The sequence below is a fragment of the Streptomyces sp. NPDC039424 genome (genome assembly GCF_055639495.1).
The window spans coordinates 1-21323 of the sequence record NZ_JBVKAI010000033.1; the positions used below are offsets into that span (position 1 = coordinate 1).

Sequence of the window (21323 nt, forward strand, 5' to 3'; positions counted from 1 at the left end):
CTCGGCGGTGCGGACGTGCACGCCGAGACGAGCGGTGTGTGCCACTTCGCCTACGACGACGAGGAGACCTGCATCGCCGAGGTGCGCTACCTCCTGTCGCTGCTGCCGCAGAACAACCGCGAGAACCCGCCGCACGCCGCCACCGCGGACGCCGCCGACCGGCGCTGCGAGGCCCTGCTGGACATGGTCCCGGTCGACGGCAACCGGCCGTACGACATGGTGAAGGTCATCGAGGAGATCGTCGACGACGGCGAGTACCTCGAGGTGCACGAGCGTTGGGCCCGCAACATCATCTGTGCGCTGGCCCGGCTCGACGGCCAGGTGGTCGGCATCGTCGCCAACCAGCCGCAGGTCCTCGCGGGTGTCCTGGACATCGAGGCCAGCGAGAAAGCCGCGCGCTTTGTCGCGATGTGTGACGCTTTCAATATCCCGATCGTCACCTTCCTGGACGTCCCGGGGTTCCTGCCGGGTGTCGACCAGGAGCACGGCGGGATCATCCGGCACGGCGCGAAGCTGCTGTACGCCTACTGCAACGCGACCGTGCCGAGGATCTCGCTGATCCTGCGCAAGGCGTACGGAGGTGCGTACATCGTGATGGACAGCCAGTCCATCGGTGCCGACCTCACCTACGCCTGGCCGACGAACGAGATCGCCGTGATGGGTGCGGAGGGCGCGGCCAACGTGATCTTCCGGCGGCAGATCGCGAACGCCGAGGACCCCGAGGCCATGCGGCAGAAGATGGTCAAGGAGTACAAGGCCGAGCTGATGCACCCGTACTACGCGGCCGAACGCGGCCTCGTCGACGACGTCATCGACCCCGCCGACACGCGCCACGCCCTCGTCGCCGCGCTCGCCATGCTCCGTGCCAAGCACGCCGAGTTGCCGTCCCGCAAGCACGGCAACCCGCCGCAGTGACATCAGCGACCAGAAGGTTTGTTCGCCGACTCGGGCTGGTCTCCAGCGGAGACGTGGCGGTGCACGGCTGGGCGTAACAGTGCGCGCGGTCTGTTATGAAGCCCGTGGTGGCCCACGTCCTGGCCCTGGTTCTCGCCCAGGCGCGGGCCGCCGGTGACGTGCTGTTCATGCTGGTGAGAGCGGTGTTTCCCTGAGGTATGTGGTCAGGCCGGACTTGTGGGCCGGTCCAGCGACGCTCAATGAAACAGATCGGACGGTTCGAATTGACAAACCGGCCGTGCTGTTTTGTAATCGAAGAGCCGGACACCACAGAAGAAGCTAGGGGGAGACGGCGTGGACATCGACGTACTGGGCGCACTGGACGTCCGGGAGAACGGGGTGTCGATCGCCCCGACCGCACCCAAGCCTCGGCAGGTCCTCGCCCTTCTGGCGCTCCACGCCGACCAGGTGGTGCCGGTCGCCGGGTTGATCGAGGAGCTGTGGGCGGGCAAACCACCGCGCAGCGCCCGCACCACCCTGCAGACCTACGTGCTGCAGCTGCGCGAACTCATCACCGTCGCGCTGGAGAAGGACACGCCCGAAGAGGGCGCGCCGGCGCGCAGCGCCAAGAACGTCCTGGTGACCTCGCCCGGCGGCTATCTGCTCGTCACCGGCGGCGGCACCAGCGACGTACGGGAGTTCGAGCGGCTCGCGGGCACGGGCTACCGGGCCATGGACGCGGGAGACTTCCCGGGCGCCGCCCGCAAACTGCGCGAGGCGCTGAGCCTGTGGACCGGCTCCGCCTTCGCCGACGTACAGACCGGTGCGCAGCTGCAGATGGAGGCCAAGCGGCTGGAGGAGAGCCGGCTGTGCGCGCTCGACCAGCGCATCGAGGCCGACCTGCGGCTCGGCCGGCACCGGGAACTGCTCGCCGAACTCACGGTGCTGACCAGCCGTTACCGCACCCACGAGACCCTGCACGCCCAGTTCATGCTGGCCCTGCACCGCTCGGGCCGGCGCGGTGAGGCGCTCGACGTCTACTACCGGCTGCGCGGCACCCTCGTACGCGACCTGGGCCTCGAACCCTCGGCGCGGCTGCGCCGGCTGCAGCAGTCGATCCTGATGGCCGCGCCCGAGACCCCGCTGTCCATGGACCAGCAGATGCCCGCGGCGACCCAGCTGCCCCCCACCGGATCGGACCGGGGCCGCATGGCGCAGGTGTGAAACCTGATGCCGGACTGAGCACCCCCCGGCCGGTCTCACTCCTTCGGAGTAGGGGGATCGGCCGGGCCCCCTCCCACGAGCGATCTCGCGGGCCCGGGTTCATCGCGGACGGCGATGTGCGGCCGCACGGGTGCGCGGACAATTTTCCACGGCAGACCGGGACCGACCCTTGGAGAGGCCCACCATGACCAGCGACCCGCGTACGGCATCACAGCCGGCGCTCCCGGCGCCCGGTGGTGCCGACCTGCTCGGCGAGCTCATCACCGTGCTGGCCGACGCCCTGGGCGTCAAGGCCGAGGCGATCGACCCCGAGCAGCCCTTCCGACTGCTCGGCCTGGACTCCATGCTGACGGTCGAGTTCGTGGCCGTCGTCAACGCGCGCTACGGCACCCGCATCAAGGTCACGGCCCTGTACGACCATCCGACGCTCGCCGCGTTCGCCCGCCATGTGGCCCCCCAGCTCGGCGTCCTGGGCCCGCCGCCCGCACCCGAGCCCGAGCCGGCGGCCTGCTCGGACCAGGTCGTCGACGTGCTGCGCAGGGAGCTCGCCGAGATCCTGTGCTGCGAGCCGTGGGACATCGACGCCGACGCCGCCTTCAACCTGCTCGGCCTCGACTCCATCCTCGGCGCCGAGTTCGTGGCCGTCGTCAACCGCACCTACGGCCTCGACGAACGGGCCGTCACGCTCTACGACCACCCGAGCCTGAACGCCATGGCGGCCTACGTCGCCTCCCGCACCGGCCTGCCCGCCCCGCGGACCGTACCGGGTCCGGCACCGCACCCACAGGCACAGACGGGCCGGCCGGGCTCGGCGGACCTGGAGGCGCTGCTCGACGCGGTCCGCGACGACCTGCTCAGCGTCGACGAGGCGGCCGCCCTGCTGGCGGCGCGGGCTGCCTGAGACGGAGCGCACGGCGGTATGGACAACAGTGAGATCCTGACCAGATTCAAGAACGGCAGCCTGGACCGGCAGAGCGCGGTGGCACTGCTCACGGGCGCGCCCCTGGCCCCGGCGGAGCCGCGGCCGCCTGCCGTGGAACAGGCCGGCGTGGGGGCCGAGGCACCGGCGGTCGCCGCCGCTCCCGTGGTCGTCGACGTGCCGCCGGAGAGCGCGATCGCATCCCCGCGGCCGGTGGTGGAGGAGCGCGAAGCGTCTCCCGGTGCGCGTGACGGGATCGCCGTCATCGGCATCGGGGGCCGCTATCCGCAGGCGCCCGACCTGGAGACGTTCTGGCAGAACATGCTCGACGGGCGGGACACCGCGGCCGCCCCGGCCGGACGGGACGTGGGGCGGGCCGAGGGCCGCGGCCACTTCCTGGAGCACGTGGACGAGTTCGACGCCACGTTCTTCCGGCTGACCGACGAGGAAGCCGTCCTCACCGACCCGCAGGAACGGCTGTTCCTGCACACCGCCTGGCAGACCCTGGAGAGCGCCGGCTGCACCGGGGCCCGGCTCGACGCCCTGACCTCGCGGGACGGCCGGCCGCGCAGCCTCGGCGTCTACGTCGCGGCCGGCTCCAACGACTACCTCCTGCTCGCCGCCGGGCAGTGGGCGCCGGGGCACGGCGCCCTGCCCGCCGACGGCCACTGGAGCCTGCCCAACCGGCTGTCGGCGCTGCTGGACCTCAGCGGGCCGAGCCAGTGCGTCGACACCGGGGAGTCCTCCTTCCTCGTCGCCCTGCACCAGGCACTCGGCGCGCTGCGCGCGGGCGAGTGCGCGGCGGCCCTCGTCGCCGGCGTGCACCTGCGCCTGCACCCCGCGCGCCAGGTGCCCGGCGGGGGAGAGGGGGTCGGCGCGGTGCTGCTCAAACCGCTCGCCGCGGCGACCGAGGACGGCGACAACGTTCACGCCGTCGTCCGCTCCAGCGCGGTCGCCCACCTCGGCCGGAGCGCGTACGACGGCGGCACGGCCTACGACGACCATGACCGGGAAGTGGACGGTGGGACGGTGGGACCGTCCACCGCCGAGGGCGGCACGCTGCGCGAGACCGCCCGGACCGTGCGGGGCGGCGTCGGGGCGGCCGGGGCCGCCACCGGGGCCGCGGCACTGACCAGGGCCGTGCTCCAGCTGCGCCACGGGAAGGTCGTCGCACGGCAGGACGGGGACGGCCGCTGGGAGCGGCCCCGGCGGGCCGACGGGGCCGAACTGCCGCGCAGGGCCTCGGTGGTGGTGCGCGGCTCGGGCGGCGCCGAGGCGCGGGCGATCGTGGAGGAGTACCTGCCCGACACCGCGACGGGAGCGGACCGGGCCGGGACCGCCGTAGCTGAGGAGGACGGCGGGGAGCCGCAGCTGGTGCTGCTCTCGGCGCCCACCCCGGACCATCTGGCCGCCACCGCCCGGCGGCTCGCGGACTGGCTCACCGCGCGCGGCGGCCAGGCCGGACCCGTGCCCGGCCTCACCGCGCTGGCCCGGGAACTGCGCTCCGGCCGCGCCGCCCTGGACTGCCGGCTCGCGGTCACGGCCCAGGACACCGCCCAACTGGCCACCGCCCTCGACGACTTCCTGCAAGACCCGCGGGCCGCCGCGGACCGCGCACGGCGGCCGGGACCGGTACGAGGGCTCGCCCGCACCGGCGACATCCGGCAGCGGCGCGACCGCCCACCCCTGCCACCGCTCCTCGACGACCTGCCGGAGACCCGCGACTACCTGACCGCCCTGTGGCACGGCCACCGCTTCGAGCAGCTGACCCGGCTGTGGCTGGCCGGTGTCGACGTCACCCGGGCCGCGATCCCGGCCGGGCCGGTGGTGCCACTGCCCACGAGCGCGCTGCGGCCGCGGTCGCTGTGGCTCGGCGGGAACGGCACGGCCGGGCCGGGCACGGCGGCGGAGCGCACCCGATGACGGTCACCGCACAGCACCGGGATGCGGCCGCGCCCAGCCCGGTGAAACTGTGGATCTGTGCCAACGACGATCTCGCGCCCGCCATCGCGGGGGTGCTCGCCACGCACTGGCTCGACGAGCACGAGCAGCAGATCGCGGGCCGGTTCCTGTTCGAACGGGACCGCCGCCAGTACCTGGTCGCGCACACCCTGGTGCGCCGCGCGCTCGCGCTGGAGGCGGGACTGGCCGAGGCCGAACTCGTCATCTTCCGCTCCTCCCGGGGGCGGCCCTTTCTGCAGACGCCGGACGGCGGACTGCCCCGGGGCGGACCCGAACTCGACTTCAACCTCTCCCACGCGAGCGGCTACAACCTGCTCGGCGTGGTGCGCGGGCATCGCATCGGCGTGGACGTCGAACGTCTTGACCGGGACGCGCAGGCCATCGACACCATCGTGGAGACGTTCGCGCCCGAGGAGCAGCAGTGGGTGGCCAGGGCCGCGCAGGGACGCCCGCGTGACCGGCGCGTGCTGCGGCTGTGGACGCTGAAGGAGGCCTACTCCAAGGCGCGCGGCCTCGGACTCGGCCTGCCCTTCGACGAGTTCGCCTTCGACCTGGCCGAGGACCGCGGCGTGCGCGGATTCCGGCCGCCCCCGGACGATACGACGGGGCGGTGGCGGTTCGTCGAGCTGGAACCCGTGCCCGATGTGCTGGCCGCCGTCGCGGTGCAGGCCGCCGACGGGCAGGACCCCGTGCTGCAGCTGCACCACGGATTCCCCTGGGGCCGGGCCGCACCGCGCCGGATCGCACTGCCCGAGCCCCTCGACAGCACCCCGGCGGCCCGGCTCGCCGCACGCTGAGCGCCGATGCCGATCATCGGCGGGGGGCCGCCGGGAGGGAGCCGGCAGGGGCGTGCCGGTCCGCTGCCAGGGCATCGAAACGGCGTGACAGTTCCCGCAGTTCGTACGACAGCTCGGTCAGCCGCCTGCCGATGCGCGCCATCTCGGCCTCCCTCGCGGCCGCGCCTTCGTGGTCCATGCGCTCCGGGAGGCGGTCCGTGTCTGCCTCGTGGCTCGGCCTTCGTGGTGCGGCGGGGAAGGGTGGCGGGGCCGGGACGTGGCGCAGCAGGGCCTCGCGGCGGCCGCGCAGGGACGGGCCGGGCTCTACGCCGAGTTCGCTCGCGAGACGCCGACGGACCCGTTCGTAGACCGCGAGCGCCTCGGAGCGGCGGTCGGCCCGGTGCAGGGCCACCATCAACAGGTCGGAGAAACGTTCCCGCAGGGGGTGTTCCTCCGCCAGCCGCTCCAGCTCGCCGGTCACCCCCTCGGGGCGGGCCGAGCGCAGCCGGGCCTCGTAGAGCGCCTCCAGCACGGTCAGCCGCTGCTCCTCCAGACGGTCGGCCTCGGCCGCGCAGACCGGGCCGCCACGGCAGTCCGCCAGCGCCGGTCCGCGCCACAGCGACAGCGCACGGTCGAGGAGCCCGGCGGCCCGGTCCGGGTCCTCGGCGGCGACGGCGCGGCCCTCGGCCGACAGCCGGCGGAAGCGTTCGGCATCGGTGGTGGCCTTCCCGAGCCGCAGGGCATAGCCGCCCGGGCCGGTGACGATCCACTCGTGCGGCGCCCAGGCGGTGGCCGTCGGCGGCTGAAGCAGGCGGCGCAGGCGGGCGATGTGCGCCTGAACCGCGTTGGCCGCGCGGCGCGGTGGGTTGTGGCCCCACAGCTCGTCCACGAGCCGCTCGGTGGCGACGGTGCGGCCCGCCTCGATGACGAGCACCGCGAGCAGGACCCGCTGTTTGGCGCCCGGCGGCACGACACGCCACCCGGTGTGCGGGTCGTGCACCTCCACCGGTCCCAGGACGCGGAACTCGGGGCCCCAGCCGCTCATCGCACGCCTGCGGCGGCCGGCCCGGACCGCAGGGCGCCGCGCACGTCGGCGGTGACACGGTCGGCGAGCCGGGCGGCGGCGTCGGGGCCGTCCTGGAAGTAGAAGTGGCCCCCGTCGAAGACGTGCAGGCCGAGGAAGCGCTCGGTGTGCTCGGCCCACGGGGCGAGCCGCACCGGGAGCGCCGCCGCGTCCCGCGCGCCCGCGAACGCCGACAGCGCCACCGGCAGGGGAGCCTCGGGCGGGGCCGGCCGCCAGGTCCGCAGCAGCGTCAGATCGGCGCGGATCGCCGGGGCGAACACCTCCCACAGCTCCTCCTCCCGCAGCACCTGTGCGGGGGTGCCGCCCAACGCGGCCAGCGTGCGGCGCAGTTCGGCGTCCGACAACTCGCCGGGGCCCGACGGGGGCGGCTCGTCCGCGTGGCCGTCCGGTGCCCCACACGCCGAGACACCCAGCCATACGGGTGCGGGGGCGCCCTCGGCGAGGAGCCTGCGGGTGAGCTCGTACGCCACGAGGGAGCCCATGCTGTGGCCGAAGAACGCGAACGGAGTGGTGTCCGCGGCCAGTTCCGGCACGAGCCGGTCGAAGAAATGGCCGATCAGGGCATTGCCGTCGGTGAGTGGCGGAGTGTTCAGCAGCGGGCCGTGGCCCGGGGCGTCCAGTGCACGCACCTGCCAGCCGGCGGGGAAGCGATCCGGCCAGTCCTGGTACGTCAGGCTCGATCCACCGGCGTGCGGGAACACGAACAGGCGCAGCCCGTCGCGTGTGTCGGACCACTGGTCGTGGCCCGGAGCGGGGCTGGTGAATTCCATCCTGTCTCCGTCCGTTTCTCCGTTCGATCTCATTTCGCGCGGCAGTTTCGAGGGTGTACAGGAATACCTCGAAGATATCGCCACAGGCGCGTCACCAGCGGAATCGAAAGTTCGATTCAAGTGTTCGTACAGGCGCCCCATAGCGGATCAAATCCGCTTGGCAACACCGCACGTGGAGGTCGGCTAGAGATCCGCTAAAGAAAAGTGCTTGACAAGGACGGACCCGGCTAGCGTGCGACGCGGTGCAGATTTCTGGCCAACGAAAGGAACCGGACAGAGAGCTCGACCACTACGGAGGAGACCGTGAGGATTCAGGTTCTGGGTCCGTTGAGTGCCGAGGTCAACGGGGGGTCTATCGTTCCTACGGCGGCCAAGCCGCGGCAGATTCTGTCGCTGATGGCGCTCTACCCGGGGCGGGTCATACCCGTCCCGATGCTCATGGAGGAGATCTGGGGGACCGAACCGCCGCAGAGCGCGCTCACCACCCTCCAGACGTACATCCTCCAGTTGCGCAGGAGGCTGGGCACCGCGATGGGGCCCAGTTCGCCGGGCAGCGCCAAGGAGGTGCTGGCGACCCGGCACGGGGGATATCTGCTGCAGATTCCCGAGGGGAGCGTGGACGTTCACGAGTACGAGCGTTTGGTGCGGGAGGGGCAGGCCGCTTTCGAAGCGGGGGACAACGCCGTGTCGGCAGAGCGGTTCCGGACCGCACTCGATCTGTGGTCGGGGCCGGCGCTGGTCGACGTACGCGTCGGGCCGATCCTGCAGATAGAGGTGTTACGACTGGAGGAGAGCCGGCTGGTGACCGTGGAGCGGCGCATCGACGCCGATCTGCGGCTCGGTCGGCACGCGGAAGTCATCGCCGAGCTCACCGACCTGACGGCGCGGCACCCGCAGCACGAGGGCCTGCACTCGCAGGTCATGGTGGCGCTGTACCGGTCGGGGCGGCAGGCGGCCGCGCTCGAGGTCTACCGCAGGCTGCGGATGCGGCTGATCGACGAGCTGGGCGTGGAGCCCTCGCCGCAGCTGCAACGGCTGCACCAGGCGATGCTCGCCGTGGATCCGCAGCTGGACGTCATGGCGGGACCGCGACGCAGCTCCACGTTCGACCTGTTCGCGGCGTGACGCGGGGCCGGGGGAAGGGTTGGGGGACCGGGGCCCCGGCTCACCTCGGCGGTCACGGCGCTCGCCCCCTTCGGCGTTCACGGCCGGGCTTCCGGGCTGAGCGGGGACTGATGGGTTCTCGAGTGTTTCTCCAGGGGGGTTGGTCAGCCTCGGAACCGATGATGTCCCCTCTTGTGGGGCGGTGGTTCCGGGGAAGGGGGTCGCGGGATGGGCGAGGGGCGGCCTGTGACTCTTTACTGCTTCGCGCACGCCGGAGCCGGTGTCGACTGCTTTCATCGGTGGCCCCTTCTCACCGGGGCGGATGTCGAAGTCGTGCCCCTGGTGCTGCCGGGGCGGGAGCGTAGGCGGCGCGAGACCCGGGTCGTCGAGCGTGCGGAGCTTGTCGGGGCCTTTCCCGAGGTGTTCCGCCGGCGGACTCCCGATGAGGGGCCGTTCGCGCTGTACGGGCACAGCCTCGGAGGCCTCGTCGCCTACACGCTCGCCCGGGTGCTCGCCGACAAGGGGCTGCCGCAGCCGTCGTTCGTCGGCCTCGGTGCCACTCCGACACCGGACCAGCCGCCCGCCCTGATCGACGCGGCCGACGCCCCCGTCGACCAACTGCTGTCCCTCCTCGCCGAGCTGGGGCCGCTGCCCAGCGGTGACGCCATCGCACCGGGCGGGGTGTGGCACCGGGCCGTGCTGCCCGTCCTGCGCGACGACCTGCGCCTGGGCGCCGCCCTGCGTGCCGCCGCCGTCGACCCTTCCACCGGCGGGCCGCTCGACGTGCCGCTGCTCGTGCTCGGCGGCGCGGACGACCCCGCCGTACCGGCCAGGACGCTGGAGGGCTGGCGCCGCTGGAGCACCGCCGAAGTCGCCCTGCGCACCGTCGCCGGCGACCACTTCTTCGTACGAGGGACTCAGGCGCCCCGGATCCTGGGGCGCGCCTGCCGTGTCGTACGGCGTCTGAGGCCTGAAGTCCCGCCGCCCGACCGGACCACTGTGAGGAACAGCCGATGAGGCGTGTCGTCATCACCGGGATCGGTGTCGTCGCCCCGGGAGCGACCGGAACCGTGGCGTTCTGGGACCTGCTCACCTCGGGCCGCACCGCCACCCGTCCCATCTCCCTCTTCGACGCGACCGGCTACCGCTCGCGCATCGCCGCCGAGGCCGACTTCGACTCCGCCGACCACGGCTTCACCCCCGCGGAGGCCGAACGGCTCGACCGGGCCGCCCAGTTCGCCCTCGTCGCCGCCCGCGAGGCACTCGCCGACAGCGGCGCCGCCGACGGCCTCGACCCGCTCCGCACCGGAGTGACGCTCGGCAGCGCGGTCGGCTGCACCACCGGCCTCGACCGCGAGTACGCCGTCGTCAGCGACCGGGGCGCCCGCTGGAACGTCGACCACACCCGGGCCGTACCGCATCTGTTCGACTACTTCGTGCCCAGCTCGATGGCGGCCGACGTCGCCCGGGACGCCGGCGCGCAAGGGCCCGTCGCCATGGTGTCCACCGGCTGCACCTCCGGGCTCGACTCGGTCGGGCACGCCGTCGAGCTGATCCGGGAGGGCAGCGCCGACATCATGCTCGCCGGGGCCACCGAGGCGCCGATCTCCCCGATCTCCGTCGCTTCCTTCGACGCCATCCGGGCGACCAGCCCGCGCAACGACGAGCCGGAGACGGCGTCGCGGCCCTTCGACCGCAGCCGCAACGGGTTCGTGCTGGGGGAGGGGTCCGCCGTCCTCGTCCTGGAGGAGGCCGAGCGGGCGCGGCGGCGCGGGGCGCGGGTCTACGCCGAGATCGCCGGGTTCGCCAGCCTCAGCAACGCCTACCACATGACCGGCCTGAGGCCCGACGGCAACGAGATGGCGCGGGCGATCGGGCGGGCCCTCGACGAGGCGCGCCTCGATCCGTCCGCCGTCGACTACGTCAACGCGCACGGGTCCGGCACCAAGCAGAACGACCGCCACGAGACCGCCGCCTTCAAGCAGAGCCTGGGCACACGGGCGTACGAGATTCCCGTCAGCTCCATCAAGTCGATGATCGGGCACTCGCTCGGCGCGATCGGCTCCCTCGAGGTCGCCGCGTGCGCGCTCGCCATCACCCACGACACCGTGCCGCCCACGGCCAACCTGCACGAGGCCGACCCGGCCTGCGACCTCGACTACACACCGCTGACCGCCCGCGAGCACCGCACCGACACCGTCGTCAGCGTCGGCAGCGGGTTCGGGGGCTTCCAGAGCGCCATGGTGCTCACCGCTCCCCGGCTGAAGGAGGCCGCGTGACCGGCACTGTCTCGGTGGCCCGGGCCACCGCCGTGTTCACCGGTGTCGGGATCGCCGCCCCGGGCGGGCTCGGGACCGCGGCCTGGTGGGCCGCCGCGCTGCGGGGCCGCAGCGCCCTCGGGCCCGTCACCCGCTTCGACGCCTCCGGCTATCCGGTGCGGCTCGCGGGCGAGGTGCGCGGCTTCGCCGACGAGGAGCACCTGCCCAGCAGGCTGCTGCCGCAGACCGACCGGGTCACCCGGCTCGCCCTCGCCATGGCCAAGGAGGCCGTCGACGACTCCGGCGCCGACCTGGACGCGCTGCCCGAGTACGCGGCCGGCGTGGTCACCGCGAGCTCGGCCGGCGGCTTCGAGTTCGGCCAGCGCGAGCTGCAGGCGCTGTGGCACGAGGGCAACAAGCACGTCAGCGCCTACCAGGCGTTCGCCTGGTTCAACGCCGTCAACACCGGCCAGATCTCCATTCGGCACGGCACGCGTGGCGCGAGCGGGGTGCTCGTGTCCGAGCAGGCGGGGGGCCTCGACGCCGCCGCGCAGGCCCGCCGCCAACTCCGCAAGGGGGCACGGCTCGTCGTCATCGGGGGCGCCGACTCGGCGCTGTGCCCGTGGGGCTGGGCCGCGCATCTCGCGGACGGCGCTCTGTCCACGGTCGACGACCCCGAGCGCGCCTACCTGCCCTTCGCCGCCGACGCCTCGGGGCACATCCCGGGGGAGGGCGGCGCGATGCTCGTCCTGGAGGACGACGAGAGCGCGCGGGAGCGCGGGGCGTCGGTCTACGGCAGTCTCGCCGGGTACGCCGCCACCTTCGACGGCGGCGACACGCCCCGGCTCGGGGACGCCGCCCGGCTCGCCCTCGCCGACGCCGGGGCCGAACCCGGCGACGTCGACGTGGTGTTCGCGGACGCGGCGGGGGAGCGGGGCGCCGACCGGGCCGAGGCCGAGGTGATCGCCTCGCTGTTCGGGCCGTACGGCGTGCCCGTCACCGCGCCCAAGGCGATGACCGGACGGCTGCTCGCGGGCGGTTCCGCACTCGACCTCGCGGCCGCCCTGCTCGCCCTGCGCGACCAGGTGATCCCGCCCACGCCCGGTACCCGGCAGCCCGCCGCCGACTGCCCCGTCGACCTGGTCACCGGCGCCCCGCGCCGCGGCGCCCTGCGCACCGCCCTGGTCCTGGCACGCGGACGCGGAGGCTTCAACTCCGCGGTGGTGCTGCGCGCGGCCGACTGAGCCGCGGGCCGGGTGAGTCGCGGGCCGGCTGAGCCGCGGACTGGCTGAGCCACCGCCGACCGCCCTCCGACCGTCCCCCGGCCGACCGACTCTCGGCCGAGGACCCTACGACTACCCCGGGCCGACCACCCCCGACGCCCCCCCGCCGACCACCCCCGACCGACCACCCCGCCGTAGAGGCACAGCACCACCCGTAACCCACCGAGGAGAACACGATGGAGCGTCTGGAACTGAGCGACCTGGTCACGCTGCTGCGCGAGTGCGCGGGGGAGGAGGAGTGGACCGACCTCGAGGGGGACATCCTGGACACGCCGTTCCTCGACCTCGGATACGACTCTCTCGCGATGCTGCAGACCACCGGCCGTATCGAGCGGGATCACGGCATCACGTTCGACGAGGAGGCCATCGACGCGGCCGAGACGCCGCGCCAGTACCTGGACCTCGTCAACGAGCTGCTCGCGGCCCGGGCGACGGTCTGAGCCGTGGGCCGGTCCCCGTGGCAGGACGCCACCGTGCACACCGATGTGCTGGTCGTCGGCGCGGGCCCGGCCGGGCTCGCCCTGACCCTGATGCTGCTGCGCTCCGGGATCCGCGTCACACTCGCGGAGCGCGCGCGTGTGTCCTCGTCCCTCCGCCGTGACTTCCACGGCGAGATCCTCCAGCCGGGCGGCCAGCTCGTCCTCGATCAACTGGGCGTGCTCCAGCAGGCGTCGGCGCGCGGCGCCCGCACGCTCGACGGCTTCCAGGTGCTGCGGCGCGAGAAGGTGCTCCTCGACATCGACTACCGGCGCCTGCCCACGCCCCACAACCGGCTGCTGGCGCTGCCGCAGCCGCACCTGCTGGCGGAACTCCTCGCCGCGTGCGAGCGGTTGCCCGGCTTCACCCACCTCGACGGCCACCGCGTCAGAGCCCTGACAGAGGACGACGGCCGCGTCACCGGGGCCGTGGTCGCCCGGGCCGGTGCCCGGCGGGTCCAGGTCCGCGCGTCCGTGGTCGTCGGCGCCGACGGGCGGTTCTCCAAGACGCGGGCACTGGCCGGGATCGACGCCGGGCGCCGTGAGATCTTCGACCAGGACGTCGTGTGGTTCACGCTGCCCGCGGCCGGTCGGTCCACGGGGCGGGTGCGCATCCACCGGGCCGGGAAGGCCGCCGTCCTCGTCCACGACACCCACCCCGACCGGCTGCGGATCGGCTGGACCCTGCCGCACGGCGGCTGGAACCAGGTGGCCGCACACGGCATCGGTGCCGTCAGGGACGAACTGTCCGCCGCGCTCCCGCAGTTCACGGACCTGCTGCACGAGCACCTGACGAGCCTGTCCGCGCTGTCGCTGCTCGACGTGTTCGCCGCCCAGGCCGACACCTGGACCCGCGACGGGCTCGTCCTCCTCGGTGACGCCGCCCACACCCACGGCCCGCTCGGCGCCCAGGGCATCAACCTCGCCCTCCAGGACGCCGCCGTCCTGCACCCCGTACTCGTCGAGGCGCTGGCGGCAGGGGACGTACGGCGCGAGCGGCTCGCCGCGTTCGAGGCGCAGCGGCGGCCCGTCGCCGACGCCGTGACCCGGATGCAGCGCGTGCAGTCCATGGCGTTCTTCGGAGTGGGCGGGCCGGTGGCGGAGTTCGTGCGGGCGCGCGCCGCGTCCGTGGTCACCCGGACCCCGGCCGGCGCGCGCATCACCGCCCGCATCGCCTACGGTCGCACCCCTGTGCGAGTGCGCACCGACCTGTTCAGCGTGAGCGCGGCCGACGGGCCCCGGGCCGCCTGATCGCCAGCGCGGCCAGCAGGACGACCACCCCGAACACAGCGCCCGCGGTGAAGCCCCGGGAGAGGGTGTCGGTGAACGTCTTCTGCCCCGACGAGGCGGTCACCAGCAGCGCCACCCCGAGCGAACCGCCCAGCGCCTGAAGGGAGTTCAGCACGCTGGAGGCCGCGCCCGCCTCGTCGCCGCGCAGCCCGGAGGTGGCCAGGACGGTCAGCGGTACGACGCACAGGGCCATGCCGATGCCGAGCAGCAGCAGCGTCGGCAGCACGTGCACCGCGTACGCGTCGCCGGCGTCCAGGCGCGACAGCCACAGGTTCTCCACCGCCAGCGTGGCCGCGCCGACAGCCATCAGGCGCCGCAGGCTCGCGAACCGCTCCAGAACGCCGGCGCAGGCGGCGGTGGCGGCCATCGCCAGGGGCAGCGGCAGCAGCGCGAACGCCGTGGCGAGCGGGGACCAGCCGTGCTGCTGGAAGAACTGGCTCAGGAAGAAGTAGGCCCCGACCAGGGCGCCCGGCACGGCGAGCACCGCCACATAGGCCAGCAGCCGGTTGCGGTCGGCGAACAGCCGCGGCAGCACGATCGGCTGCTTGGCGCGGCGCTCCACGGCGACGAACACGGCGAGCAGCACGAGGCCCGCCGACAGCGGACCGGCGACCGTGGCATCGCCCCACGGGTGGTCGGCGGCCCGGGCCAGCCCGTACACCACACCGGTGGCGCCCGCCGCCGACAGCAGCGCGCCCGGCACGTCGAAGCGGCCGAGGTTGCGGGCCGTCTCGTCCAGCACCCGGGGCCCGAGCAGCAGGATCGCCGCGCCGATCGGCACGTTCAGCAGCAGCACCCAGCGCCAGGAGCCGAGCGAGGTCAGCGCGCCGGCCAGCAGCAGGCCGCCCGCCGTGGAGCAGGCGCCGACCGCGGTGCACACGGCGATCGCCCGGCGCCGTGCGGACCCTTCGGCGAACATGCTGAGCAGCAGGGCCAGCCCGCTCGGCGCGGCGAGCGCGGCTCCGGCCCCCTGCACGGCCCGTACGGCGATCATGACCTCGCCGGTCGGTACGACCGCCCGCAGGGCCGCGGCGACGGTGAACAGGGCGACGCCCGTCAGGAACATCCTGCGGCGGCCCAGGATGTCGCCGGCGCGGCCGCCGAGCAGCAGCAGTCCGCCGAAGGCGAGCAGATAGGCGCTGAGCACCCAGGAGGCGCTCACCGCGGACAGGCCGAGCCCGGCCCGCATGCCGGGCAGGGCGATGTTCACGATGGGGTCGTCGAGTTGGATCATCGCGTTGCAGCCGGCGATCACCGCGAGGGCGAGGCCGGGGCGGCGGGCCGGCAGGGCCGCGGACGCCGGGGCGGGCGGTGCGCCCATCCTGATCGTGGCGGCTCGTTCGGTCACGGACATGCCCTGCCTCCTCGCGCGTCGGGAATCCCTCCGGACCCTCCCAAGAACGGCTGGAGGACCCGTGGACAACCGGCAGGGCGGGGATCGAGACCAGGGTCGGGCCAGGGTCGGGGGTGGGGCTAGGGGGCGGCTAAGGGTGTGCGGTGGCCCGGGGGGACTGCGATGTTGGCAGGGCATTCGTCTCGACAGACTCGCGCTAGGAGCCCGACGTGGCAGACCGGAACGACCAGCGGCTGGTGATGATCGCCGGAGGCGACCGCGGCCACGGCCACGCCGTCGCCGACCGCCTTGGCACCACGGGCGCCGACGTCGTCGTACTGGACACGAACGGCCGTACCCCGGCACCGGACGAGCGGACGGCGGCGTGACCGCGGCGGCGGCCGGCTCGGACGGGCTGTGGATACGACGGTTCCATCCGGCGGACGACGCCCGGGTCCGTCTGGTGTGCTTCCCGCACGCGGGAGGCTCCGCCACCTTCTACTTCCCGGTGTCGCGGACCCTCGCGCCCGCGATCGACGTCCTCGCCATCCAGTACCCGGGCCGGCAGGACCGGCGGGGTGAGCCCTGCATCGACGACATGGGGCGGCTCGCCGACCTCGTCACCGAGGAACTGCGGCCGTGGACCGACCGTCCGCTGGCCCTGTTCGGGCACAGCATGGGGGCGCTGCTCGGCTTCGAGGTGGCGCGCCGGCTCGAGCGCGACGGCATCCGCCCGCTGCGCTTCTTCGCCTCGGGGCGCCGGGCGCCCATGCGCCGCCGCAGCGACGAGGACGTGCACCGGCGTGACGACCAGCGGCTGATCGCCGAGCTGACCAAGCTCAGCGGCACCGACGCGCAGATACTCGACGATCCCGAGGTGCTGCAGCTGGTGCTGCCGGCGATCCGCAGCGACTACCGGGCGGTGGAGACCTACCGCTACGCGCCCGGCGAGCCGCTGAAGTGCCCGGTGTCGGTGCTCACCGGCGACAGCGACCCGCAGGTCACCCTAGACGAGGCGGAGGACTGGCGGCAGTGCTGTGCCGGCCACTTCGACGTCACCGTCTATCCGGGCGGCCACTTCTACCTCACCGAGCACGCCGGCGCGGTGATGGCGGAGATCAGGCGCCATCTCGCGGCCGGAGCCTCCCCCTCCTCGCTCACCGGCTCCGTGTCGCAGCTCCTCTGACGGCACCGCTGTCCTAGGCCCACCCGCCGCAAGGTGTCCTCAACTACACCCCGGCCGGGTGGGCATCACCATGTTCCGCTTCCCTCCGTTCGCCGATCCTTGAAGTGCCGGAACGACGGATCTGACGGAGGGAAATGCGATGCGAGTTCTGCCGGGTGAGGGAGTGACGGGTACGGCTCTGGTCAACGGCAAGCTGGACCTCCGCGTCGAGGGACGGCCCGCCGGGATCCGCTGCAACCCGATCGGCGCCGCGATGTGGAGCGCACTGCGCCACAACGACGGATTCGTGGACCTGGCCGTACAGTCGCTGGCCCGCGAGTGGGAGACCGACTCGAAGAAGGTCCGCGTCGTCATGGACGCCTGGTCGCGGAAGATGGTCGACGACGGATGGCTGCGGCTCGACCGATGAGCGGCCGGGCGCGCCCCGCCGAAATCCCCCGGGGCGGGCGCGCCCGTGCCTTACGGATGCGACAGGTCAGGCGGTCTGCCGGCTGACCGGCTCCAGGTCCAGCGGCAGATCCTTGCGGCAGCTGATCTGCAACTTGCGGTAGACCCGCGTCAGATGCTGCTCGACGGTGCTCACCGTGAGGTAGAGCTTCGCGGAGATCTCCCGGTTGGTCAGGCCCTGCGCGGCGAGGGTGGCGACCCGCTGCTCCGAGCTGCTCAGCCGCGTTTCCGAGCGGGGCTCGCCCGTCTCCCGTGGACTGCGCGCCGGCTCGGTCAGCGGGGCGTCGGGCAGGATCTCCTTGCACAGGGCGCCCGCCTGGCACTCCTTGGCGATGTTCCAGGCGGCCCGGATCATGGAGCTGCCCTTGGCGGACGCACCGCCGTCGGCCTGCACCGCCTGACCCAGGTCGGCCATGGCGCGGGCCGCCTCCAGCCGGTCGCCCGAGCGGTGCAGCTCGTCGACGGCCTGGGTCAGCAGCGCCAGCCGCTGCTTGGCGGACTGGTTGGTCATCGCCCGCATCCGCAGGCTCAGCCCCCGCACCCACGGTCGCCGCGCGTCGGGCAGGCCGAGCTGCTGCAGGACCAGCTGCTCGGCCTGCTGGGGTTCGCCCAGCAGCAGCAGCGCCTCGGCGGCATCCGTGCGCCACGGCAGGAACGCGGGCCGGTCCACGCCCCAGCGCCGCATCAGCCGGCCCACCTCCAAGAAGTCGGCGAGGGCCGCGTGCGGCTGATGGCAGGTCAGCAGATGCCGGCCGCGGGCCCGCAGGAACACCGGCCCGTGCAGCGAGTCGAACAGCTGTTGCGGCACCGGCTGGTCGGCCTGCAGGGAGGCCTCGGTGTACTGGCCCATGACGCTGCGGGCGCGCACCAGGACCGCGAGGGGCGCGTAGGGGAAGGTGCCGCCGGTGCGCTCGGGCAGGAAGTCCAGGGCCCGCTCGGCGAACTCGCAGGCGTCGCGCGGGTCGCCGATCCGCAGCAGCGCCTCGGCGTGCAGGTTCGCGAAGACGGCGCTCCAGCCGGCGGCGCCACGGCGCTCCGCCTCCTGCAGCAGGCTCCGGCTCCACGGCAGGGACCGCTCGGGCTGGTCGGACAGGACCAGGGAGCGCAGCCCCTGCGTGATCACCCCGGCGGTCGCCTCGGTGAGCCGGGTCGACTGCAGCAGCCGTTCGCTCGCCGCGACCGAGGTGTCGAGGGCGGTGTCCAGCGGTGAGGCGGACGCCTGTGCGGCGTCCTGCTCGGGCCGCAGCAGCCGCGCCGCCTCCGGCACCCGCCCGTGCATCACCATGAGCTGCGCCAGCGGCTGGACGTGCTCGGCCTCGGGGCCGTCCCCGCCCAGCGCGTCGAGCACCGCGGTCAGCTGCCGTTCGGCGGCCGCCGGGTTGAACTGCCAGGTGATCTGGGCGAGCCGGATGCGTACGGCGGTGCGCGTCCGGTCCTCGGCGCACACCTCGTGGGCGAGCTCCAGCAGCCGTACGGCCTGCTGGGCGTCGCCCCGGGCGAGCAGGTCCTCGGCGGCGTCGCGCAGCACCTCGGTCTCGGGGGCACTCGCCTGCCAGGGGGCGCCCGCGGTGTCGGCGGCGGCGAGCAGCTGCGCGGCGGTCTCGGCCGCCGGGCGGCCCGCCGCCCGCAGCAGCGTCGCGGCCTTGCGGTGCAGGGCCCTGCGCTCACCGTCCGGGATCGAGTCCAACAGCGCGTTGCGGGCGGCCGGGTGCCGGAACCGGGTGCCGTCCAGGACGCCCGACGCGTGCAGCGCGATCAGGGCCTGGCGGGCGGCGGACGGCCGGGCGTCCAGTAACCGGGCGACGTGTTCGGGGGTGGCGGACTCGCCGAGTACGGCGCAGGCGCGCGCGGCGTCGGCCGCCTCGGGTCCGCTGCGCAGCGCGCAGGCGGCGACGGCCCGGGCGTAGGGGCCGACGGGCTGCGGGTTCCACTGCCGGGCCGCGCCAGTCGAACGGTCCGCGTTCGCGCGGTCCGCGCGGTCTTCCAGTTCCGCCTGCGCCGAGCGCAGCAGCAGCGGGTTGCCGCCGGTGATCTCGTAAAGCCGGGCGCCGAGTTCGGGGCTGCCCTTCGCCGCGGCGGCGACCTCGGTGGGGGAGAGGCGGCCCAGGCGGACGCGGCGCACGTTGGGGCGGCGCAGCAGCTCCGTCGCGAACGCGGCGTGGGCGTGCTCGTCGTAGCCGCTGGTGCTGGTGAACAGCAGCAGGACGTGGGCGGTGCGCAGCTGCCGGGCCAGGTACTGCAGACACTCCAGCGACGCGGTGTCGGCGTGCTGCACGTCGTCGACGCTCAGCACCACCGGGGTCTCGGCGCTCAACTCACGCACCCGGGCACCGAACGCCTGCATGTACTCCACGCGCGGAGTGGCCGCGTCGTCGGCGGGGGCCGGCTGGGCGAGGGAGGGGGCGCCCTGGGCGAGCTGGCGCAGCACGCCGAGCGGGAGGTCGCGTTCGGCGGGGGTGCCGACCGCGGTGAGGACGACGGCGCCGGCCGCCGAGGCTCGTTCGAAGACCGAGTCCACCAGGGTGCTCTTGCCGCATCCGGCGGGGCCTTCGGCCAGGACGATGCGGGACTCGCCGCCCAGGCATTCCGTGAGAGTCCGTTCAAGAATTGTACCGACCGTCGACCTGTCGACCGTCGTCATAGTGGCCCCCGTCACAGATGGTCTACCCCTAACCCTCACCAGGCTGGTAAGGCCGCCTACAGGGGTGGTGGAGCCGTGATGGAACGGGGTGTCACGGGCAGGCCCCGCAGGGGGTGGTGCGCACCAGGCCGGCGTCCCGCAGCTCCTCGATCCAGATGTCCAGATCGGCGCGGGTGTTGACCACGTCGGTGCACCACAGCGCGGACAGCAGGCCGGCGGCGGCCGCCACGTCCCCGTCGTGCTGGCGCAGCGCGATCCACATGGCCGTGCCCACGGGGCCGCACCGGAACCGCCCGACCCGGCCGGACGACTCCGCGACGACTTCCAGGTGCCCGTCAGCGTCGACGTTCACGCTGACTCCGGGCACCGGCTGGACGCGCACGCATACCTCCAGTGGAAATTTCCCTTCACGCTACCGACGGAGTGCGCGCCGAATCCAATGTCGTGTACGAACTCAGGGGTGGCCGGGCGGAACCCCTACGTCCGACGGGTCGAAGGCCAGGCCGTAGGGGGCGCGCGCGGCGGGCCGCTCGCTCCCGTCCGGTGGCAATCCCTAAACGGCGAATTCCGGTCTACTGCTTTCCCTGAAATGCCGCTGCATTGGCTGGATTTCAACCGGGGGGTGAATGTGAAAATATTTATGGAAGGTGATTTACCGGTCCTCCAAAGCTTCTCCATCGGGCGGGGCGAACCTGGGCGCGCACGCAGCCGGGACGACGACACGCAAGGAGCGGCCATGCCCCAGACCCTGGTGGATTCCCCGAGCGAGAGCCTGGCCCGCCTCGTCGAGGTCGCCGACGGTGTCTTCGCCTACGTCCAGCCGGACGGCGGCTGGTGTCTGAGCAACGCCGGGCTCGTCGTCGGCGCCGACGGTCAGGCCGTGCTCGTCGACACCGCGGCCACCGAGCGCCGCGCCCGCCGCCTGCGCGGCGAGGTCCTGCGCATCGCCGCCGCGCCGCCGCGCACCCTGGTCACCACCCACTTCCACGGCGACCACACCTTCGGCCACCGCTTCTTCCCCGAGGCCGTCGTCGTCGCGCACGAGAACGCGCGCGCCGAGATGGCGGCGGCCGGGCTCGGCCTGACCACCCTGTGGCCGGGCGTGGAGTGGGGCGACATCCGGCTGACGCTGCCGCGGTTGACGTACCGGGACCGTCTCACCCTGCATCTGGGCGAGGAGGACCGGGCCGAGCTGATCCACCTCGGGCCCGCCGCCCACACCACCGGCGACACGGTGGTGTGGCTGCCGCGGCAGCGCGTGCTGTTCGCCGGGGACGTGGTGATGAACGGGGTCATGCCGTTCTGCCTGATGGGTTCGGTGTCCGGGTCGCTGGCCGCGCTGCGGCGGCTGCGGGCCCTGGACCCGGCGGTCGTCGTGCCGGGGCACGGGCCGGTCGGCGGGCCCGAACTCCTCGACGGCAACGAGGAGTACTTCGAGTGGCTCACGCGGCGGGCGGAGGCGGGTGTCGCGGCCGGCCTGTCCCCGCTCGAACTCGCCCGCGCCGAAGGGCCGGGCCCGTACGCCGGTCTCCGCGACGGCGAGCGTCTGGTGCCCAACCTGCACCGGGCCTACGCCGAACTGGCCGGCGCCGCCCCCGGCACCCCGCTCGACGTCGGCGCCCTGTTCCGGGAGATGACCGAGTACCACGGGGGGCTGCCGGCCTGCCACGCGTGAG

20 protein-coding genes are annotated in these 21323 nt (G+C 73.6%); 15 read left to right on the top strand and 5 right to left on the bottom strand.

All coding sequences use genetic code 11. From position 1 onward, the window contains the following. The 5 genes from ACZ7L0_RS41950 to ACZ7L0_RS41970 all read left to right on the top strand — a co-directional run. Nucleotides 1-915: acyl-CoA carboxylase subunit beta (locus ACZ7L0_RS41950; RefSeq protein ID WP_471247864.1), on the top strand; the 915-nt coding region annotated here is incomplete at its 5' end. 333 nt (nucleotides 916-1248) lie between these two features. Next, entirely contained in the window at nucleotides 1249-2118 is an 870-nt protein-coding gene (locus ACZ7L0_RS41955) for an AfsR/SARP family transcriptional regulator (protein WP_471247865.1), read from the top strand. A gap of 184 nt (nucleotides 2119-2302) precedes the next feature. Next, a complete protein-coding gene (locus tag ACZ7L0_RS41960) occupies nucleotides 2303-3019 on the top strand; it encodes a phosphopantetheine-binding protein (protein ID WP_471247866.1) in 717 nt (238 codons plus the stop codon). 18 nt (nucleotides 3020-3037) lie between these two features. Beyond that, nucleotides 3038-4960: a beta-ketoacyl [acyl carrier protein] synthase domain-containing protein gene (locus tag ACZ7L0_RS41965; RefSeq protein ID WP_471247867.1), complete on the top strand. Its 1923-nt coding sequence runs from the start codon at nucleotides 3038-3040 to the stop codon at nucleotides 4958-4960. Further along, nucleotides 4957-5796 carry a 4'-phosphopantetheinyl transferase family protein gene (locus ACZ7L0_RS41970; RefSeq protein WP_471247868.1) on the top strand — a complete coding sequence of 280 codons (840 nt, stop codon included), beginning with the start codon at nucleotides 4957-4959 and terminating at the stop codon, nucleotides 5794-5796. The genes ACZ7L0_RS41965 and ACZ7L0_RS41970 overlap by 4 nt, the downstream gene beginning before the upstream one ends. A gap of 13 nt (nucleotides 5797-5809) precedes the next feature. Here ACZ7L0_RS41970 and ACZ7L0_RS41975 read toward each other — a convergent pair whose 3' ends face one another. Both ACZ7L0_RS41975 and ACZ7L0_RS41980 read right to left on the bottom strand, forming a co-directional pair. Next, nucleotides 5810-6820, bottom strand: a complete 1011-nt coding sequence (locus ACZ7L0_RS41975; protein ID WP_471247869.1) for an AfsR/SARP family transcriptional regulator — start codon at nucleotides 6818-6820, stop codon at nucleotides 5810-5812. Then, the gene (locus tag ACZ7L0_RS41980) at nucleotides 6817-7629 is read right to left on the bottom strand and encodes a thioesterase II family protein (protein ID WP_471247870.1); all 813 of its coding nucleotides are present in this window, start codon (nucleotides 7627-7629) and stop codon (nucleotides 6817-6819) included. Before ACZ7L0_RS41980 ends, ACZ7L0_RS41975 begins: the two co-directional genes overlap by 4 nt. A 303-nt stretch (nucleotides 7630-7932) precedes the next feature. On the opposite strand from ACZ7L0_RS41980, the gene ACZ7L0_RS41985 reads away from it, so the two are divergent. The 6 genes from ACZ7L0_RS41985 (at nucleotide 7933) to ACZ7L0_RS42010 (ending at nucleotide 14001) form a co-directional block, all read left to right on the top strand. Beyond that, on the top strand, nucleotides 7933-8754 hold the full coding sequence (locus ACZ7L0_RS41985) for an AfsR/SARP family transcriptional regulator (protein ID WP_471247871.1): 822 nt from the start codon (nucleotides 7933-7935) through the stop codon (nucleotides 8752-8754). Nucleotides 8755-8979: 225 nt separating this feature from the next. After that, on the top strand, nucleotides 8980-9750 hold the full coding sequence (locus ACZ7L0_RS41990) for a thioesterase II family protein (protein ID WP_471247872.1): 771 nt from the start codon (nucleotides 8980-8982) through the stop codon (nucleotides 9748-9750). Further along, complete coding sequence (locus tag ACZ7L0_RS41995) at nucleotides 9747-11012, top strand: beta-ketoacyl-[acyl-carrier-protein] synthase family protein (RefSeq protein WP_471247873.1); 1266 nt, start codon at nucleotides 9747-9749, stop codon at nucleotides 11010-11012. Before ACZ7L0_RS41990 ends, ACZ7L0_RS41995 begins: the two co-directional genes overlap by 4 nt. Continuing rightward, nucleotides 11009-12235: a ketosynthase chain-length factor gene (locus tag ACZ7L0_RS42000; RefSeq protein WP_471247874.1), complete on the top strand. Its 1227-nt coding sequence runs from the start codon at nucleotides 11009-11011 to the stop codon at nucleotides 12233-12235. Before ACZ7L0_RS41995 ends, ACZ7L0_RS42000 begins: the two co-directional genes overlap by 4 nt. Before the next feature lie 215 nt (nucleotides 12236-12450). Continuing rightward, a complete protein-coding gene (locus ACZ7L0_RS42005) occupies nucleotides 12451-12714 on the top strand; it encodes an acyl carrier protein (RefSeq protein WP_471247875.1) in 264 nt (87 codons plus the stop codon). Between the two features lie 3 nt (nucleotides 12715-12717). Continuing rightward, entirely contained in the window at nucleotides 12718-14001 is a 1284-nt protein-coding gene (locus ACZ7L0_RS42010; protein WP_471247876.1) for an FAD-dependent monooxygenase, read from the top strand. Here the strand turns inward: ACZ7L0_RS42010 and ACZ7L0_RS42015 are convergent. After that, a complete protein-coding gene (locus tag ACZ7L0_RS42015) occupies nucleotides 13964-15394 on the bottom strand; it encodes an MFS transporter (protein ID WP_471247877.1) in 1431 nt (476 codons plus the stop codon). The two genes, ACZ7L0_RS42010 and ACZ7L0_RS42015, sit on opposite strands and share 38 nt — an antisense overlap. Before the next feature lie 209 nt (nucleotides 15395-15603). Between ACZ7L0_RS42015 and ACZ7L0_RS42020 the strand changes: the two genes are divergently transcribed. From ACZ7L0_RS42020 to ACZ7L0_RS42030, 3 genes are all read left to right on the top strand, one after another. After that, nucleotides 15604-15762: a hypothetical protein gene (locus ACZ7L0_RS42020; RefSeq protein WP_471247878.1), complete on the top strand. Its 159-nt coding sequence runs from the start codon at nucleotides 15604-15606 to the stop codon at nucleotides 15760-15762. Then, nucleotides 15759-16559, top strand: a complete 801-nt coding sequence (locus ACZ7L0_RS42025) for a thioesterase II family protein (RefSeq protein ID WP_471247879.1) — start codon at nucleotides 15759-15761, stop codon at nucleotides 16557-16559. Before ACZ7L0_RS42020 ends, ACZ7L0_RS42025 begins: the two co-directional genes overlap by 4 nt. Nucleotides 16560-16698: 139 nt before the next feature. After that, entirely contained in the window at nucleotides 16699-16968 is a 270-nt protein-coding gene (locus ACZ7L0_RS42030; protein WP_471247880.1) for a hypothetical protein, read from the top strand. A 66-nt stretch (nucleotides 16969-17034) separates the two neighbouring features. Here ACZ7L0_RS42030 and ACZ7L0_RS42035 read toward each other — a convergent pair whose 3' ends face one another. Both ACZ7L0_RS42035 and ACZ7L0_RS42040 read right to left on the bottom strand, forming a co-directional pair. Further along, complete coding sequence (locus ACZ7L0_RS42035) at nucleotides 17035-19647, bottom strand: helix-turn-helix transcriptional regulator (RefSeq protein WP_471247881.1); 2613 nt, start codon at nucleotides 19645-19647, stop codon at nucleotides 17035-17037. 91 nt (nucleotides 19648-19738) lie between these two features. Continuing rightward, nucleotides 19739-19999, bottom strand: a complete 261-nt coding sequence (locus ACZ7L0_RS42040) for a PqqD family protein (RefSeq protein WP_471247882.1) — start codon at nucleotides 19997-19999, stop codon at nucleotides 19739-19741. 384 nt (nucleotides 20000-20383) lie between these two features. Between ACZ7L0_RS42040 and ACZ7L0_RS42045 the strand changes: the two genes are divergently transcribed. Then, a complete protein-coding gene (locus tag ACZ7L0_RS42045) occupies nucleotides 20384-21322 on the top strand; it encodes an MBL fold metallo-hydrolase (RefSeq protein ID WP_471247883.1) in 939 nt (312 codons plus the stop codon). The last annotated feature ends 1 nt before the right edge of the window (nucleotide 21323 follow it).

Excerpts from the sequence above, each read along its gene's own strand:
- ACZ7L0_RS41995 (WP_471247873.1), top strand. The coding sequence starts at position 9,747 with ATGAGGCGTGTCGTCATCACCGGGATCGGTGTCGTCGCCCCGGGAGCG.
- ACZ7L0_RS42015 (WP_471247877.1), bottom strand. The coding sequence starts at position 15,394 with ATGTCCGTGACCGAACGAGCCGCCACGATCAGGATGGGCGCACCGCCC.
- ACZ7L0_RS41970 (WP_471247868.1), top strand. The coding sequence starts at position 4,957 with ATGACGGTCACCGCACAGCACCGGGATGCGGCCGCGCCCAGCCCGGTG.
- ACZ7L0_RS41980 (WP_471247870.1), bottom strand. The coding sequence starts at position 7,629 with ATGGAATTCACCAGCCCCGCTCCGGGCCACGACCAGTGGTCCGACACA.
- ACZ7L0_RS42005 (WP_471247875.1), top strand. The coding sequence starts at position 12,451 with ATGGAGCGTCTGGAACTGAGCGACCTGGTCACGCTGCTGCGCGAGTGC.
- ACZ7L0_RS41960 (WP_471247866.1), top strand. The coding sequence starts at position 2,303 with ATGACCAGCGACCCGCGTACGGCATCACAGCCGGCGCTCCCGGCGCCC.
- ACZ7L0_RS42045 (WP_471247883.1), top strand. The coding sequence starts at position 20,384 with ATGCCCCAGACCCTGGTGGATTCCCCGAGCGAGAGCCTGGCCCGCCTC.
- ACZ7L0_RS42035 (WP_471247881.1), bottom strand. The coding sequence starts at position 19,647 with ATGACGACGGTCGACAGGTCGACGGTCGGTACAATTCTTGAACGGACT.
- ACZ7L0_RS41975 (WP_471247869.1), bottom strand. The coding sequence starts at position 6,820 with ATGAGCGGCTGGGGCCCCGAGTTCCGCGTCCTGGGACCGGTGGAGGTG.
- ACZ7L0_RS42030 (WP_471247880.1), top strand. The coding sequence starts at position 16,699 with ATGCGAGTTCTGCCGGGTGAGGGAGTGACGGGTACGGCTCTGGTCAAC.
- ACZ7L0_RS41965 (WP_471247867.1), top strand. The coding sequence starts at position 3,038 with ATGGACAACAGTGAGATCCTGACCAGATTCAAGAACGGCAGCCTGGAC.